The sequence below is a fragment of the Pectobacterium sp. A5351 genome (assembly GCF_028335745.1).
Taxonomy (GTDB): domain Bacteria; phylum Pseudomonadota; class Gammaproteobacteria; order Enterobacterales; family Enterobacteriaceae; genus Pectobacterium.
Map to the genome: position 1 here is coordinate 3,526,464 of NZ_CP116477.1, position 17,323 is coordinate 3,543,786.

Genomic DNA, 17,323 nt, shown 5'->3' on the forward strand with positions numbered 1-17,323 from the left:
TGGAAACCCATGCAGGTTTCCAACGCGTTTCTTTCATTCCCCTACCGTTTACTACTTCTTCCTACTTCTGCGAAGCTTCCAGCGCCTGCGCCACATCAGCGATGATGTCGTCAATGTGCTCAATGCCGACTGAAATTCTGACCAGATCCTCACTCACGCCCGCTTTCGCCAGCTCTTCCGCATTCAACTGGCGGTGCGTGGTACTGGCAGGATGGCACGCAAGCGATTTGGCATCGCCGATATTAACCAGCCGTAAGATCATCTTCAGCGCATCAATAAAGTGGCCGCCTGCCGCTTTCCCACCTTTAATGCCAAAACTGATAATCCCAGACGCTTTACCCGAGGTAATTTTGTCGCAGTTTGCTTTATAGGGGCTATCCGGCAACGCGCCATAGTTCACCCAGGTAACCAGCGGATGCTGATTCAGGTAGCCAGCCAACGCTTCCGCATTGCTGCAATGGCGTTCGATACGCAGGCTGAGGGTTTCCAGCCCCTGCAACAGCAAGAACGTGCTGTGAGGGGAAAGCGCCGCGCCCGTATTGCGTAATGGCACCACCCGGCAGCGTCCGATATAGGCCGCCGGACCGAAAGCGTCGGTATACACCACGCCGTGATAAGAGGGATCGGGCTCGTTCAGTAACGGGAAACGCAATTTATTCGCCACCCAGTCAAACTTGCCGGAATCGATAATCACACCGCCAATCGTGGTGCCGTGACCGCCGATATATTTGGTCAGCGAGTGGACGACGATATCGGCACCGTGCTCAAAAGGTCGGCACAGCACCGGCGTCGCCACGGTATTATCGACAATTACCGGAACGCCGTGGCGATGCGCAATGTCCGCGATGTTGGCAATGTCCACAATATTTCCCGCCGGATTCCCGATAGATTCACAAAAAACGGCGCGAGTGCGCTCGTCAATCAGCGACTCCAGCGTCGTAAAATCATCGAAAGAGGCCATCCGCACTTCAACGCCCTGACGCGGCAACGTATGAGCAAACAGGTTATAGGTCCCGCCGTACAGTTGGCTGGTACTGACGATATTGTCCCCAACCTGCGTGAGCGCCTGAAGCGAATAAGTAATCGCCGCCATACCGGATGACAGCACCAGCGCGCCAATACCGCCCTCAATCGCCGCCAGTCGCTGCTCCAGCACGGCGTTCGTCGGGTTCATGATACGGCTATAGATATTGCCTGCCACTTTCAGATCAAACAGATCGGCACCGTGTTGCGTGTCGTCAAATGTGTAAGACGTCGTCTGGTAAATCGGCACGGCTGCGGACTTCGTTGTCGCTTCAGATTCATAACCATGATGTAGCGCGAGGGATTCAAGTTTCATCTTACGGGCCTTTTTGTTATTCGTTGGAGTGAGGAAAATATCGACACAAAATAGCAGACTGCGCTCGGGAAAAGCACTTGATGATGTAGAAGAAATGGAGATAAGTTAGTAAAAACAAGACTAAATTTCAGCGTTACATCATTAGGCTGAAGCTCCCTCACAAAACCGCATGTGGCCAAAGAAGCGAATCTGAAAAAGCGATAGAATTCGCGCGGAGAAAAAAACGTGCGCACCGTAACCTATCTGCGCGTCTTGTATTGCACCGCCTGCAAATCACGGCTACTTTTAACGTCATGGTTCCCCCCACCCGAAAGCGCAATAAATGACTGATAAAATAAAAAATATCGCTACCTGCGAATTGCCTGACAGCGTCCAATTTCCCCGCTACGATCGTAAGGCGCTAAAGCCGCGCATCGTCCATATCGGCTTTGGCGCTTTTCATCGTGCTCATCAGGCACTGCTCACCGATCGCGTACTCAATAGGGCGGGAGGAGACTGGGGAATTTGTGAAGTCGTACTCTTCAGCGACGATACGATGATCAATGCGCTGCGCCAGCAGGGTCATCTGTTTACCGTGATGGAAAAAGCTGCGACGGGCAATCAGTCGATTGTCGTTGGGGCCGTGTGTGAATCGTTACATGCTAAAATAGAAGGCATTAACGCCATTATTGAGAAACTTGCCGCGTCAGAAACCGCCATCGTTTCCCTGACGATTACCGAAAAAGGGTATTGTATGGACGGTACAAGCGGCAAGCTGGATCGTACCAATAAGCTGATTCAACAGGATCTCATCGATCCCCGTCACCCCGCATCGGTACCTGGTTTGCTGGCGGAAGCACTACGCCTGCGTCACGAACGTGGAATCGCGCCGTTCACCGTACTCTCCTGCGATAACGTGCCGGAAAATGGCAAAACAGCCAAAGCCGCCGTGCTGGAATCTGCGGGGATCAACGATCAGAGCCTGATCGATTGGATCGACGCACAGGTTTCTTTCCCGAATACGATGGTGGACCGGATTGTCCCTGCGGCAACACCGGAAACCTTGCAGGAAATTGCCGAGCACCTTGGCGTTGCCGATCCTTGTGCGATAGCCTGTGAGCCTTTTATTCAATGGGTAATCGAAGATCATTTCACTGCCGGACGCCCAGAATGGGAGAAAGCAGGCGTACAGCTGGTACATGACGTACTGCCGTTCGAAGAAATGAAACTGCGTATGTTGAACGGCAGCCATTCATTTTTGGCCTACCTGGGCTATCTCGCCGGTTACGATCACGTCAGCGACTGTATGAATGACGAGAACTATCGCCGGGCCGTGTCTCATCTCATGCTGCTGGAACAGGCGCCGACGCTTAGCGTCGTGGATATCGATCTGAAAGATTACGCCGTCCAGCTACTGACCCGTTTTTCCAACCCGGCGCTCAAGCATCGGACGTGGCAGATTGCCATGGACGGTTCACAGAAATTACCTCAGCGCATGCTGGAATCACTACGGTGGCACGTGAGCAATGGAGGAGACTATCGCTGTCTGGCATTGGGCATCGCTGGCTGGATGCGTTATGTCAGCGGAGAAGATGACGCAGGCAACCCGATTGAAATCCGCGATCCGCTGGCTGACAAGCTCAGGAACATCGTGGAGGAAACATCAGACAGCGCCGAGCGGGTCAGTGCGTTTCTCAATATTCGTTCTATTTTCGGCGAGGATCTGCCTGCCAATCACGATGTCTTTAACGCCATCGCACAGGCTTATCTGAAGCTGCGCGATCACGGCGCAAAGAACACCGTGGCCGCACTGGTACAAGACTTTATATAACGATAAATCCAAGCAAACCCAGGTACAACGCACTTTGGACTCCCAGAGCCAAAGTGCGGCTTTTCCCTTTTGTTGCATCCAGCCACGGCAGCGATGACCAACTCATTCCCCCACCAATCACGGCGATCAGCAATAGCCCAGCGGCAACCAGCCAGACAAGCTTATCCAGCAGCGAATTGGGAAACAAAATTTGCATTGCGGAGACAACGAGAAACAGGGTGACGCAACGTAATACCCCAACCAGAATCCCCGCGCGATCTCTCAGCCCGCGTGGCGCGGAAGTCGGTAACCAGGCCTGAAAAGCAAACAACCCAACCACAGCAATAAAAACCACATAAATGACGGCGTAGATCATCAAATGACTCACGTTGCGACTCCTGATAAGAAAAGACGGTAGATTGAACTGGGCGGGATGATGACGATATTTCCTCTCTGAGGTCAATGCGTTATTTCATATCACGCTATCGATTTGTGGGGCAGCGCTCAATGTCGGCTCGTCGCCAATCTGCATGCATACTGCTAAAATGTAATAAATATACATATATCATAACTTAAGCACATAAACTCATGATCAGAAAATTATAAAAAGCAAATTAAAATATCTTATTTCATGATCTACCTGACAGATCGTCATTAAAAGCGCGCGAAAGCGTGATCGTCAGTTTACTTTCTTTTCAATAGAGCAAATTATAAAGAAATGATAGTTCAATCGAACTGAAATATTGTTTCATATTTGTAATTAGGCTGATCATGAATAAACCAATCTCTTTTAAACATACGTTCTGCTACGGCAGTGCAAACCTGCTTGGCAGTGGTGCGCTTGCTATCAGCGGCGCATGGCTGATGTACTTTTACACCACATTTTGTGGATTAACATTGGTTCAAGCCGCGGCCATTTTCTCCGTTGCCAGCATCATTGATGCTATCAGTAACCCCATCATGGGGTACATCAGTGATAACTTCTACAACACCCGTGTTGGTCGCCGATTTGGCCGCCGTCGCTTCTTTATTTTACTGGGTGTCCCGCTGGTTCTGGTCTACCCGATGCTGTGGGTTGATGGCTTTGGTTTCTGGTACTACCTAGCGACATACGTGTTGTTCGAGCTGATTTACACCTCGATCATGGTGCCGTATGAAACGCTGGCTACCGAAATGACGTCTGATTTCAAACTGCGTTCCAAGCTGACGGGTTCTAAAGCCATTTTCGGCAAAATCGCCAACTTCCTGGCGGCATTCATTCCCGGGCAGTTTATTGCCGTCTACGGTAAAGATTCCGCGACGCCATTCTTCTACACCGGCCTGGTCTACGGCGCCATTATGTGTGCAGCGATGATCGCGCTGTATATGACATCCTGGGAGCGCCCGGTCAACGAAATCGTCCGTGAAAGCACCTCTAGCCTGTGGCAGGCGATGAAAAAGCTGAGCGTGGATATGGCTTCTACCTTCCGCCTGCGTATTTTCCGCAAGCATCTGGGAATGTACCTGTTTGGCTTTGGTGCTGAGTGGCTGTTCGCTTCCGCATTCACCTACTTCATCGTTTTCGGTCTGAAGCAGAACACGGCGCTGGTGTCACACCTCAATAGCTTCAGCTCGGTCATGCAGCTTATTTCTACCGCGGCCTTCATCGGTATCTGCGTCAAGATGGGCTTTGCGCGACCGTTTCGTCTGGCGTTGATGGTGGTGATTGTCAGCGTTATAGCCTACGCCGCGCTCTATTTCGCTAACTGGTCAGAAGATATGACCATCTTTATTCTGTTTGCCATTACCGCCGTATTTGGCCTGAGCACGGGCGGCATTTACTACATTCCCTGGACGGTTTATACCTTCCTGGCTGACGTGGATGAAGTCCTGACCGGTCGTCGCCGTGAAGGGATCTACGCGGGCGCCATGACGTTTGCCGGCAAAATGGTGCGCTCGGTGATTGTCTTCGCAATGGGCTGGACGCTAAGCCAATTCGGCTTTGTCTCCGGGCAGTCAGTACAACCAGAATCAGCCGTACAGGCGATTGTTGGCGTGTTCTCACTGGGTGTTATCGGTCTTGCGCTGGTTGCTATTTACTACACCACGCAGATGAAGCTGGATCGTAAGAACCATGCCATTCTGCTGGAAGAAATTGCACGTATCAAAGCGGGTGGCGCGATCGCCGATGTCCCACCTCACGCACGTGCGGTTGCGGAAGAACTGACAGGCTGGGAATATGAGAAATGCTGGGGCAACAACCCGTTAGGCGTTCAGTCTGAAGAGGCGAAACCGCAGGTTGCTACTGCGCAGCATTAATCGAAGACGATCGTTTATACAGAGGTTTATTGAAGACAGGTATCAACTAAAAACAATCAGCCCAACTCCGTATTGGGTAGACTCAGAACGTTGACGAACCTTTTTGCCGAACAAAAACGGGAGTAACGGAATAGAAGAGTAAAGCGTTTGCGCCAAGGATGGCGCAATCCGAGCGCACAGGGAAGTGTTCACAGCGTCTTTACGATCTATCCGTTACTACCGCTCGGCGGCCTTTATCAGCAACCTCAATCAGCCCAATCTCGTATTGGGCTGATTCATTTAGCGCTTCATATTTTGATTAACTGAGCGAGCAGGATATGGCAGAGGATTGCATCATCAATCCTCTGTCAAAATGCAGCATTAAATCAAAGACGCTTCTTTCAATTCACTTTTCAGATAGGCGTAGTATATCGGTGCAGCAATAACACCGGACAACCCAAATGCCGCTTCAAACACCAACATCGCCAGCAGAATTTCCCACGCGTGAGCTTTGATTCTCGTGCCAACGATTTGCGCGTTCAAAAAGTATTCAAGCTTATGAATCAGCATCAAATAGACCAGCGCAACCAGTGCGATCGGCAGCGAAAGCGATAAACCCGACAGAAAAACAATCGAGTTGGAAATCAGATTACCGATCACCGGCAACAGACCGAAAATGAAGGTGAGCACCACCAGCGTTTTGGCAAATGGCAGATAGATACCACACAGCGGCAGAGCGCCCAGAATAAAAATGGCAGACAGTACCGTATTAACCGTAGAGATTTTCACCTGAGCGAAAACAATATTGCGGAACGATGCCGATAACAATGTCACCCGACGCAGCAACTCGGCTTTGAGTAATGGCTTCTCGGTGTCCTGATCGACGTTATAAAGCGACACAATCGCCCCCAGCACCATACCGATTAACATCGTCACAAATCCATGCAGGAAACTTTTCCCCATATTCTGCAACATCACAATATGCGCCTGAACCCATTGCAGCAGCTCGCGCTGAAGTTCTTCAACACTGACCGGCAGATACCCCGGTAGATAGTGGGCGACCTGCTGTTGGATGTCATTGAGGATATAGCCAATACGCACATTGAATGCCGCCGTATCCTTCATTTCCTGCATCAACAGCCCGACCAAGCTACCAAACAGTAAACTCAACAGGCTGACCACCAATGTGCTGATCACCGCGACCACAATCCAACGGGCGCGCTTACCGCTGATGACCCGTTGAAAATAAGGCGTCAGTAAATTCACGATTTCATACACCAAAAAACCGGCAATAAAACAGGCCAGCAGGCGTAAAGGCAGCAATATAAGCAGGCCACCCATAATAAAGAAAAAGCTCAACAGGCGAGCTTGTTTCAGGTTCAGTAACTGCATGATGACTTCCCATATGAAGAGGCAACGCCGAGAATACTCGTTGTGGAGTATGCTACGCCTTTTTCGGTATCAACAGATTGATATATATGCGCCAGATTTGCGTTTCGTCTGCGAGTGATAACCAACCAGATAACAAACGAAGAATATTTTTGGTGTTTTACTGACGAAATACCAGCAGTGTTTTAACTTGGCCGGATATCCACCCACCAGGAAAAACGCCGGGTCACCTTCACCGGCAGCGTCCGCGCAACGGCATCAAGCAGGCGATCGGTTTCATGCAGCGGAAAAACGCCCGAAATCCGTAGCGTTGTAACCGCAGAATCAACATGAAAATAACCATTGTGATAGCGGGAAACTTCATTAATGAACTGCCCTAACGGCATGTTATCCGCGACCAGTTGTCCCTTACGCCAGCTCTGACGGAAATTCTCAACGGGGGTCGGTTCACTGATCTTGTTGCGGGTAAAGATAACCTGCTGCCCGGCCGTCACCCGCTGCACCGTGGGGACTGCGGTTTGTAGCAAAACCTCACCGCTAAAAACAGAGAGCACGCTGTGTGCAGACGTATAACGCAGCGCTAATTGGCACGAATGTGCAGAAGCGGCAAGATCGCCATGGGACGTGGTCAACCGGGCTGCATACGCCGTTTGGTTGTCCAACATCAACTCACCTTTGATCAATTGCAACATCAGCGGCTGAGACAACGCCGAGTTGCCCTGCTGATTCAATGCCGAATCCGTATTGAGCCAGACAGTCATCCCCGTTTCGATGCTGAGCTCACGCGTTTCCCCCGTGCCCGTACGGTAATCGGCAGCATAACTTTCCCACGGCAGGCTAAAGCCCACTCCCCCGGTAAGGCAGGCAATCGCCAATAGTTTGAGCATACGGCGACGTTCCTCACCGCGCTTACTCAGCACCGAAGAGGCCAACTGGCTATCTACCACATGGAAACGGGCATGAATCTGTTCAACCTGCTGCCAGGCAAGCCGATGGGTTTCATTCTGGTGTAACCAGCGCTGCCATGCCTGACGATCGTGCTCGGAGCAGTCTTCATCATACAGCGTGGCATACCACTCAGCGGCAGCATAAAGAACATCTTTGGGAATAGAAGACGTGATAGAAGAAATCATCATTCCTGACACAATAGACAATGCATCATCGCTTGTGCCATATATTTTTTTACCATTCGCTCGGAAACGGCTAATTGTTCAGCAACCTGTCGATAGGTCAAACCGTCAAGCTGCACCAGCAAGAATGCCTGACGTACTTTGCCGGGCAGCGTCGCCAGCATCTGATCGATGGCCAACAGCGCATCAACCACCATAGCCTGTTGCTCTGGCGAGGGAGAAAAATGAAACTCCTGCTCTGTCAGCACCTGAAGATAGGCATTTTCGATGTCTTTACGCCGCCAGTGATTCACCATCAGCCCATGAGCCACGGTCGTTAACCAGGCGCGTGGTTCACGGATGCGCTCGACCGAATGCTGGCAAATCAACCGTAGAAACGTATCCTGTGCCAGATCCGCTGCCTGCTGTGAACACCCCAAACGCCGACGCAACCACGCCTGTAGCCAGGCATGATGGTCATGATAAATCCGCTGAACGTTTAAGGTTTCAGGCTGATTGGGGCAGACTGCTGCGGGACTCTTCACGGTATTCGCTCAATGTGACAGCAATTAAATGATTTTCATTATCATTAAAAGTAAAGTCAACGACTATTCACGTCTATCGTGCCGAGAACGGTAAAAATAAGGAAATAGCGGGGCGTGTGGAGCAAAAAAGAAAGAAGCCCAAGGGCTCCAGACCGTTGAAGAACCTATTTGCCGAATGAAAACGGGAGTAACGGAATAGAAGAGTAAAGCGTTTGCGCCAGGGATGGCGCAAGCCGAGCGTACATGGACGTATTCACAGCGTCTTTACGATCTATCCGTTACTCCCGCTCTACGGACTTTGTCAGCAACCTCAATCCCAAGGGCTTCTTTTCAGTCCGGTTTGAAACGAGAGATTACCAACGATAGCTAACATTCGCGCTGACGTTACGGCCTTCACCGTAGTAGCACCAGTAGTTACACGCGCTGACATACTCACGGTTTGTCAGGTTGGTTGCATTAACCTGCAACCGCCAGTCCTTGCTGAAATCATAGGCGATCATCGCATCCCACAGCGTATAAGCAGGAACCTTCATGTCCGACGAATTGGCAATATCACCGTAAGAGCTGCCTACATAGCGTACACCGCTGCCGATACTTAATCCTTCCAGCTTGCCGTTAAAGGCATAAGTCGCCCAGCCAGACACGATCTGTTCAGGGAGGCCCGGTAGGCGTTTCCCCACTTCACCGACGGTACCTGATTTGGTCGTTTCCACTTCGTTGTATGTGTAGTTTGCCGTCAGCGTCAGACCAGTATACACCTCGCCGCTCAATTCCAGTTCAAGACCGCGTGAACGGGCTTCACCCGCCTGAATAGTCAGACTCGGATTTTTAGGATCCGTCGTTTTAACGTTTTTCTGTTCCAGATTAAACAGGGCAGCAGACGCATAACCGTTAAAGCCTTCCGGCGTATATTTTACGCCCACTTCCATTTGCTGGCCCTCTTCCGGCACATATGGACGTTCATAACCATCGCGTCCCGACACCGGCAGGAAGGATTCCGAGTAGCTTACGTAAGGGGAAAGACCGTTATCAAACAGGTACATTACCCCGGCAGTCTTGGTAAATTTGGTATCGTCGGTACGCGTATCCGCGCCTGATGAAAAATTACGGTCACGAGACTTCGCCACGTCGTAACGTCCACCCAGCAAGAAAATCAGGCGCTCGTCATACTTGATCTGATTCTGGACGTAATAACCCGTCTGATGGCGACCAGAACGGTGATCAAATAGCTGGCTGTCCGGCGACGTGTAGTGGCCGTAAACCGGGTTAAACATATCAATAGGGTCGCCAAAGGAGTACAGGTTTCCATCGCGACTTTGCGTATTGGCACGGCGGTAGTCAAACCCGAGCAGCAGCGTGTTTTCAATATCTTCCCACTGCCATTCGCCCACTAAACGGTTATCGGTAGCCCAGTTTTGCGCAAAACCGTCACGGTAGGTCAACCCACGATTGGCTAATCGATCGCTGACAACATTCGTGACCGGATCGGTATACATCCCCAGCACGTAAGCATTACGCAGATCCAAATTCAGATAGGTGTAATTCACATTCTGGTGGAACGTCCAGGTGTCGTTCAGATGATGCGTGAATTCATAGCCCAGAGTGAACTGGCGGGTATCATGGCGGTTCATACCCGGTTCGCCCAGCGACGTTTTATAGCCGACTTTGCCAAACGGCGTGCCATGTAGTGTACCGTACGGCAGCTTAAAGCCGTTGGTCGTGTCGGACTTCGTATCCATGTAGCTGGCTAATACGGTCAGTTCCGTGTCTTCTCCGAGGAATGTGACGCTCGGAGCCAGATAGAAACGTTTACTCTTCGAAAAGTCCATCTCACCCGAGGTATCACGCGCTAGCGCCACAACCCGATACAACACCGAGCCATCATCATTTAACGGACCCGCGCTGTCGACGGCCAGATGGCGGTAGTCGTTAGAACCGTATTCCAGCTCAACTTTCCCCTGAGGTAAACGCGTAGGCCGTTTGGTGATGACATTAACCAAACCGCCGGGCGGGTTTTGCCCATACAGGACGGAAGCGGGGCCTTTCAGGACTTCGATACGTTCAACACCGAACGGTTCAATCTGCTGACCGTAGAACCCGTCTTCATTCAGCGTCGCCAGACCATTCTGGAACCGGGATTGATCGCTAAATCCACGAATGGTCACCCATTCAGCTTTATTATCCGGCCCGTATGGCGTAGCCAGAATCCCGCTGCTATAGCGCAGCGCCTGATCGATCTTTTGTGCCCCACGCTCTTCGATCTGTTTCTCCGAGACAACCGCAACCGCACGTGGCGTTTCTGAAATCGGCACATCCAGCTTCATCGCGGTATTCGGTGGGGCGGTGACAACGATCCGATCGTTTTTGGCAGGAGCAGGGGCGGTAACAGGCAGAGGCTCACTCGCCACACGCAGCACCAGCGTCACGCTGCCATCTACACTGTACTGTGCACTGAGGCCGCTGTTGATGAGAATCTGCTGGAAGCCCTGCTCTACGCTGTAGTTCCCCTGCAATCCCGCACCGCGTTTACCCGCCACCAATGCCGGATCGTAAGAAAGTAATACGCCAGCCTGTTGGGCAAATTGATTGAGCATCTGATTGAGCGGGCCGGACGACACCGCGTATTGTTGGACTGGCACCGCAGAGGCAGCATAGACTGCCGCTATTGGCAGCATTGAGGCAAACGATGCCCCAGGTACCCCAGCACGTAAAGCACGCGCCAACAGGTGGGTACGGAATTTGACCATTATTTATCCCCTATCGCATAAGAAACACTTGTTTTCAAAAGTTATGCCAATCGAGTGGATAAAAAGGGGAACTGCGAGTCGCAAAATAATTGAAATAATGCGCTCTGAATCAGAATTATTGAGGAACATTCGCTGTCAATATTAGTAAACTAATGACAATAAAAAGTTGACATGATTTTTATCAAAACGTGCTATACACCGCCAAAAGCTATGTCAGTTTGGCCTAATCAATAATTATTAGATGAGAATCTACTTATATAGTTGTCATCCTTTAAGTTTCAGCACGCTAAGAATAAAGAAAATTTTAAGAGTTTCTTATCAAGATTTAATAAGCAATGGTGTTTAAGGAAATAATTTTCGAGAAGGAAAAGGGAAGAAACATAAAGGTAAGCAAGATGATATCGAAACGTTTCGCTGATTATTTTAAAGAAACATATTATATGCAATATAATATATAACCCTCTATTTTTATTAGCTTTTAAAATTATTGCAGCTAATAAAAAACATCTTTTATTCTTCATTCACGAAAAATCAACAAGACGTTATTGTCATACTGGCCGAAAGTAATAAGCAGAGAATAACCTACGTAATCGGTTGCCGTTGAAAAAGCTATGCTAAATTAGCAATAACAACGTTATTAATAGCAACAATTTTTCTTTTTTTGTTATTTTTAACTAGAAAATACGCGTTTTTAGTCTTCCGGCCAGATAATCGACTATTATGCAAATTTATGACGCTAGATTTGCCGAGGGCTCAACCGTATCCTGGTTCAGGATCAGCAAAGAAAGCACCCGGTTTTCAACGTTTAGCTTAGAAAAAGACAACGTACTTAACTGATTTTTAGTAAACCCATCAGACAACAAATCCGAGACCACACGCGTACTCAAGGCATTGGAATTCTTCATAAAATCGTGATAGGCGAACTTCACGTTGACAGGCAACACATCATCGATTGAAACGGGCATGTTCATTTCAGCACGCAATCCAAAATGGGCGTTGAAGGCAGAATTCGCACAGACGACCTTACACTTTTCGTCAATCACCGCCACAGCACGTCGATCGTTCTGAACTGGTTGAGAAAGCATGCCTAAAATTTCATTCCGGCCAAATATCAGACTCATTGTTTCCTCTGCATCATGCTATGTAAAAAGATATCTCACAGCGCGCCATGACCTTACGGCACACCATTGATAAGCAATCAACCTACCGGAATTTAAAGGGTTTCCGGATTAATAGTGTTCTTCCCCACCCCAGAAAGTCACCTAATGAAAATAGTGAATTTCGCTAACCAAAACGGTTTATACGTCCTCAGGCTACCGGGGCTCAAACACCTGCCGCCTTAGTCAGCGTCAGTGATGTTGGGTATATGTATGTTATTTATTTTTGGAAACCGGATATTTCTGAATAAGACACAAAAAATAACACTTCATTTTTCTTTTTGTCAGCGGCTAGCACACGGCATCTTTACCCTTTTTAAGAAGGCCCACATCTGTGCTGTGGAACCCACTTAGAGTGTAGATTATTCACACTTATCTGCCCGTTGATAATCAGATAAATCTATTTCATTAATAGCCTACATATAATTAACAAATGAAACAAAATCTCAACAGATGGAACACAGGTGAACGCGCTAAATAGCTGGCTCACGTAGAAATATACTCTGAACGGGGTTTTTACTATCGGCTGAATAAGCGGGATCTTTATGCCTTTTGATCGTAAAGGGCGATCAAAAACTTGATAACAATAGATATAATCTATTGAAAACAATGAATTGATCGTTAATGACATTATAACAGCATAGATAATTCTGCTGACCGTCATATTGTGACATACATCACTTATTGCGTTTTGGCTATCACGAAAAAACTGCCTGTTTTCTGAACCAAAAGACTATCTTTTAAGTAACGCCTCACTGCTTTTCCTGCATTGCGTGATCAATCGCGCAAAAAAGAAACAAAGATAACGGGTTAACTACAATTAACCATTATTTGACATAGCATTAACATGTTTAAGGAGAAGCGCTATGACACAACATAATAAACACACCATTCCCGCCGCAATTGCGGAAAATGCACTGATAAATGCTCAGCAATACGAAAATATGTATCGGCTGTCCGTTGACGATCCCGCTGCCTTTTGGGGTGAGCAGGGAAAGATCGTCGATTGGATCAAACCCTATAAAACTGTCAAGAACACCTCATTCGACCCTGGCCATATCAGTATTCGCTGGTTTGAAGACGGTACGCTAAACGTGGCTGCAAACTGCCTGGATCGCCATCTGGCAGAGCGTGGCGATCAAACCGCCATCATCTGGGAAGGTGATAACGCGACAGAAAGCAAAAAAGTCACCTATCGAGAACTGCATCAATCCGTATGCCGCTTCGCCAACGTGCTGAAGTCACAGGGCATCAAAAAAGGCGATGTCGTTGCTATTTATATGCCGATGGTGCCGGAAGCCGCCGTAGCGATGCTGGCCTGCGCCAGAATCGGAGCCATTCACTCGGTGATCTTCGGCGGATTCTCTCCTGAAGCAATTTCCGGGCGTATCATCGATTCCAGCGCCAAGCTGGTTATTACCGCCGATGAAGGCGTACGCGCCGGACGTGTGATTCCGCTGAAGAAGAATATTGATGAAGCGCTAAAAAACCCGAACGTCACCACCATTTCGAGCGTCATCGTTTTCCGTCGTACGGGTAAAACCGGTGAATGGAAGGAGGGTCGCGATCTGTGGTGGCACGATCTGGTTGAAAAAGCAGACGATCACTGCCCGCCAGAAGAGATGAATGCGGAAGATCCGCTCTTTATCCTTTATACCTCCGGCTCGACCGGCAAACCGAAAGGTGTACTTCACACCACAGGCGGCTATCTGGTCTATGCTGCACTGACTTTCAAGTATGTCTTCGACTACCACCCTGGCGACATTTACTGGTGTACGGCAGATGTTGGCTGGGTCACGGGGCACAGCTACCTGCTATATGGTCCGCTGGCGTGCGGCGCAATTACGCTCATGTTTGAAGGTGTGCCGACCTGGCCGGACGCCAGACGTATGGCGCAAGTGGTCGATAAGCATCAGGTCAACATTCTCTATACTGCCCCCACCGCCATCCGCGCACTGATGGCTGAAGGTGATAAAGCAATCGAAGGGACATCGCGTGAATCGCTCCGGATCATGGGTTCTGTCGGTGAGCCAATCAACCCGGAAGCCTGGGAGTGGTATTTCAACAAAATCGGCAATGGTAAGTGCCCTATCGTCGACACCTGGTGGCAAACGGAGACGGGCGGCTTCATGATCACCCCTCTGCCTGGCGCGATTGAAGCGAAAGCCGGCTCCGCGACGCGCCCATTCTTCGGCGTACAACCTGCACTCGTCGATAACCTCGGCAACCCGCAGGAAGGCACCGCGGAAGGCAATCTGGTCATCGTGGATTCCTGGCCGGGTCAGGCACGAACCCTGTTTGGCGATCACGATCGCTTCGAACAAACCTATTTTTCTACCTTCAAAGGCATGTACTTCAGCGGTGACGGCGCGCGCCGTGACGAAGATGGCTATTACTGGATTACGGGTCGCGTTGACGACGTGTTGAACGTTTCCGGGCATCGTCTGGGGACGGCGGAAATCGAATCAGCGCTCGTTGCCCATCCCAAAATTGCTGAAGCAGCCGTCGTCGGCATTCCGCACCATATGAAAGGGCAGGCTATTTACGCCTACATCACGCTGAACCACGGCGAGGAGCCGTCCAGCGAGCTGTATACGGAGGTTCGCAACTGGGTACGTAAGGAAATCGGCCCGATTGCAACTCCAGATATCCTGCACTGGACTGACTCTTTACCAAAAACGCGATCCGGCAAAATCATGCGTCGTATTTTGCGGAAGATCGCCGCCGGTGACACCAGCAATCTGGGGGATACCTCAACGCTGGCCGATCCTGGCGTCGTCGAAAAACTGCTCGAAGAAAAGCAGGCCATGAGTACCGCCTCTCAATAACCCTCTGACCCACCGCTCTCTTCATCCCCGTAAGCCATGACGTGGCTTGCGGGGATGTGGCTGGCGATAAATCAGGCGGCGGCGTCGCGGCAATACTCAACCCTACAGATTACTGGAGACTTACGATGAATGATGCCATTTATCAACGGATTGAAAGTAACCCCTTATTCAGAGAACTGGTCAACAAACGGCAGCGTTTCGCTGTTTTTCTCTCGCTGATCATGCTGGTGCTTTATGTGGGTTTTATCCTGCTCATCGCCTTTGCGCCTGGCTGGCTGGGAACGCCCATCAGCCCAGGTTCCAGCATTACCCGTGGCATTCCGATTGGCGTGGGATTGATTGCGATCTCCTTCATCCTGACAGGCACTTATGTGTACCGCGCTAACGGTGAATTTGATCGTCTGACCAAACAGTTACTGGATGAGGTAAAGCAATGAAAATACGCTTTATGATGCTGTTCGGACTTTTGACGCTGCCGGTGCTTGCGTGGGCGGCGGATGCCCTCACGGGGGATGTTCAGCGCCAGCCGTTGAATATTCAAGCCATCGTGATGTTTCTGTTGTTCGTCGGCGGTACGCTGTATATCACTTACTGGGCGTCGAAGAAAACCCGTTCACGTAGCGATTATTATACGGCTGGCGGCAACATTACCGGTTTCCAGAACGGGCTGGCGATTGCGGGGGACTACATGTCCGCCGCGTCCTTCCTCGGTATTTCTGCGCTGGTTTATACCTCCGGCTACGACGGCCTGATCTACTCACTCGGCTTTTTGGTCGGCTGGCCTATTATTCTGTTTCTGATCGCAGAGCGGCTGCGCAACCTCGGGCGTTATACCTTTGCTGACGTCGCCTCCTACCGTTTGCAGCAGCGCCCGATCCGTAGCCTTTCCGCCTGTGGCTCGCTGGTGGTTGTGGCCCTATACCTCATCGCACAGATGGTTGGCGCAGGGAAACTCATCGAACTGCTGTTCGGCCTCAACTACCATGTGGCCGTGATACTGGTCGGTATTCTGATGGTGATGTATGTAATGTTTGGCGGCATGCTCGCCACCACATGGGTACAGATTATCAAAGCCGTCCTGCTGCTCTTCGGCGCCACCTTCATGGCTGTCATGGTGATGAAATCCGTGGGGTTCAGCTTTAACGAGCTGTTCAAACAGGCGATGGTGGTTCACCCGAAAGGTGCATCAATCATGAGCCCCGGTGGGCTGGTTTCTGATCCGATATCCGCGCTGTCCCTCGGGTTAGGCCTGATGTTCGGTACCGCTGGCCTGCCGCACATTCTGATGCGCTTCTTCACCGTCAGCGATGCGAAAGAAGCCCGCAAGAGCGTGTTCTATGCCACAGGTTTCATGGGCTATTTCTACTTCCTGACCTTCATCATCGGCTTCGGCGCCATCCTGCTGGTCAGCGCTAACCCTGCGTTCAAGGACGCGACAGGCGCTCTTATCGGCGGGAATAACATGGCGGCGGTGCATCTGGCCGATGCGGTCGGCGGCGACTTCTTCCTCGGCTTTATCTCTGCCGTAGCCTTTGCCACCATCCTGGCCGTCGTTGCCGGTCTGACCTTGGCAGGCGCGTCTGCCGTATCCCACGATCTTTACTCCAACGTAATCAAAAAAGGGAAAGCGACAGAGCGTGATGAGCTGAAAGTCTCGAAAATCACCGTGTTGGTGCTGGGTGTCGTGGCAATTTCGCTGGGTATCCTGTTTGAGAACCAGAATATCGCCTTCATGGTTGGGCTGGCCTTCTCCATCGCTGCCAGTTGTAACTTCCCGATCATTATCATCTCGATGTACTGGTCAAAACTGACCACACGCGGGGCGATGATTGGCGGCTGGGCAGGTCTGTTGACGGCCGTCATTTTGATGATATTGGGGCCGACTATCTGGGTGAAAATCCTCGGTCACGCCACCCCCATTTACCCTTACGATTATCCAGCGCTTTTCTCCATGCTGGTCGCGTTTATCGGTATCTGGTTCTTCTCCATCACCGATCGCTCCGAATCCGGGCAGCAGGAACGCGCTCGCTTCCATGCGCAGTTTGTCCGTTCACAAACCGGCGTCGGCGCTTCAAAAGGCAGTTCCCACTAATCTTCCTCTCACTGGCCCGCATTCGCGGGTCAGTTCTTCTCTGTAATCCAA

General features: G+C 50.4%; 12 protein-coding genes. 5 read left to right on the forward strand and 7 right to left on the reverse strand.

The features are described 5' to 3' along the window. Positions 1-61 precede the first annotated feature (61 nt). Positions 62-1,339, reverse strand: a complete 1,278-nt coding sequence (locus O1Q74_RS16280) for an O-acetylhomoserine aminocarboxypropyltransferase/cysteine synthase family protein (RefSeq protein ID WP_271874646.1) — start codon at positions 1,337-1,339, stop codon at positions 62-64. A gap of 322 nt (positions 1,340-1,661) precedes the next feature. Between O1Q74_RS16280 and O1Q74_RS16285 the strand changes: the two genes are divergently transcribed. Then, positions 1,662-3,149, forward strand: coding sequence for a mannitol dehydrogenase family protein (locus O1Q74_RS16285; RefSeq protein WP_271874647.1), 1,488 nt, complete (start codon positions 1,662-1,664; stop codon positions 3,147-3,149). Here O1Q74_RS16285 and O1Q74_RS16290 read toward each other — a convergent pair. Next, the gene (locus tag O1Q74_RS16290) at positions 3,142-3,516 is read right to left on the reverse strand and encodes a hypothetical protein (RefSeq protein WP_271874648.1); all 375 of its coding nucleotides are present in this window, start codon (positions 3,514-3,516) and stop codon (positions 3,142-3,144) included. The genes O1Q74_RS16285 and O1Q74_RS16290 overlap by 8 nt on opposite strands. Before the next feature lie 383 nt (positions 3,517-3,899). On the opposite strand from O1Q74_RS16290, the gene O1Q74_RS16295 reads away from it, so the two are divergent. Beyond that, positions 3,900-5,426 (forward strand): MFS transporter, encoded by a 1,527-nt coding sequence (locus O1Q74_RS16295; protein WP_271874649.1) that lies wholly within the window; start codon positions 3,900-3,902, stop codon positions 5,424-5,426. A 360-nt stretch (positions 5,427-5,786) separates the two neighbouring features. Here O1Q74_RS16295 and O1Q74_RS16300 read toward each other — a convergent pair whose 3' ends face one another. From O1Q74_RS16300 to O1Q74_RS16320, 5 genes are all read right to left on the reverse strand, one after another. After that, the gene (locus O1Q74_RS16300; protein WP_271874650.1) at positions 5,787-6,797 is read right to left on the reverse strand and encodes an AI-2E family transporter; all 1,011 of its coding nucleotides are present in this window, start codon (positions 6,795-6,797) and stop codon (positions 5,787-5,789) included. Positions 6,798-6,979: 182 nt separating this feature from the next. After that, positions 6,980-7,930 (reverse strand): DUF4880 domain-containing protein, encoded by a 951-nt coding sequence (locus O1Q74_RS16305; protein ID WP_271874651.1) that lies wholly within the window; start codon positions 7,928-7,930, stop codon positions 6,980-6,982. Next, positions 7,927-8,448, reverse strand: coding sequence for a sigma-70 family RNA polymerase sigma factor (locus O1Q74_RS16310; RefSeq protein WP_271874652.1), 522 nt, complete (start codon positions 8,446-8,448; stop codon positions 7,927-7,929). The genes O1Q74_RS16305 and O1Q74_RS16310 overlap by 4 nt, the downstream gene beginning before the upstream one ends. Positions 8,449-8,801: 353 nt before the next feature. Continuing rightward, positions 8,802-11,195 carry a TonB-dependent siderophore receptor gene (locus O1Q74_RS16315; protein WP_271874653.1) on the reverse strand — a complete coding sequence of 798 codons (2,394 nt, stop codon included), beginning with the start codon at positions 11,193-11,195 and terminating at the stop codon, positions 8,802-8,804. Positions 11,196-11,923: 728 nt separating this feature from the next. Then, the gene (locus O1Q74_RS16320; RefSeq protein WP_271874654.1) at positions 11,924-12,316 is read right to left on the reverse strand and encodes a transcriptional regulator; all 393 of its coding nucleotides are present in this window, start codon (positions 12,314-12,316) and stop codon (positions 11,924-11,926) included. A 902-nt stretch (positions 12,317-13,218) separates the two neighbouring features. On the opposite strand from O1Q74_RS16320, the gene acs reads away from it, so the two are divergent. The 3 genes from acs (at position 13,219) to actP (ending at position 17,272) form a co-directional block, all read left to right on the forward strand. Then, complete coding sequence (gene acs, locus O1Q74_RS16325; RefSeq protein ID WP_271874655.1) at positions 13,219-15,180, forward strand: acetate--CoA ligase; 1,962 nt, start codon at positions 13,219-13,221, stop codon at positions 15,178-15,180. A gap of 125 nt (positions 15,181-15,305) precedes the next feature. Beyond that, positions 15,306-15,617: a DUF485 domain-containing protein gene (locus O1Q74_RS16330; RefSeq protein ID WP_271874656.1), complete on the forward strand. Its 312-nt coding sequence runs from the start codon at positions 15,306-15,308 to the stop codon at positions 15,615-15,617. Beyond that, complete coding sequence (gene actP, locus O1Q74_RS16335) at positions 15,614-17,272, forward strand: cation/acetate symporter ActP (protein WP_271874657.1); 1,659 nt, start codon at positions 15,614-15,616, stop codon at positions 17,270-17,272. Before O1Q74_RS16330 ends, actP begins: the two co-directional genes overlap by 4 nt. Positions 17,273-17,323 lie beyond the last annotated feature (51 nt).

Excerpts from the sequence above, each read along its gene's own strand:
- O1Q74_RS16280 (WP_271874646.1), bottom strand. The coding sequence starts at position 1,339 with ATGAAACTTGAATCCCTCGCGCTACATCATGGTTATGAATCTGAAGCG.
- O1Q74_RS16285 (WP_271874647.1), top strand. The coding sequence starts at position 1,662 with ATGACTGATAAAATAAAAAATATCGCTACCTGCGAATTGCCTGACAGC.
- O1Q74_RS16295 (WP_271874649.1), top strand. The coding sequence starts at position 3,900 with ATGAATAAACCAATCTCTTTTAAACATACGTTCTGCTACGGCAGTGCA.
- O1Q74_RS16300 (WP_271874650.1), bottom strand. The coding sequence starts at position 6,797 with ATGCAGTTACTGAACCTGAAACAAGCTCGCCTGTTGAGCTTTTTCTTT.
- O1Q74_RS16305 (WP_271874651.1), bottom strand. The coding sequence starts at position 7,930 with ATGATGATTTCTTCTATCACGTCTTCTATTCCCAAAGATGTTCTTTAT.
- O1Q74_RS16315 (WP_271874653.1), bottom strand. The coding sequence starts at position 11,195 with ATGGTCAAATTCCGTACCCACCTGTTGGCGCGTGCTTTACGTGCTGGG.
- O1Q74_RS16320 (WP_271874654.1), bottom strand. The coding sequence starts at position 12,316 with ATGAGTCTGATATTTGGCCGGAATGAAATTTTAGGCATGCTTTCTCAA.
- acs (WP_271874655.1), top strand. The coding sequence starts at position 13,219 with ATGACACAACATAATAAACACACCATTCCCGCCGCAATTGCGGAAAAT.
- O1Q74_RS16330 (WP_271874656.1), top strand. The coding sequence starts at position 15,306 with ATGAATGATGCCATTTATCAACGGATTGAAAGTAACCCCTTATTCAGA.
- actP (WP_271874657.1), top strand. The coding sequence starts at position 15,614 with ATGAAAATACGCTTTATGATGCTGTTCGGACTTTTGACGCTGCCGGTG.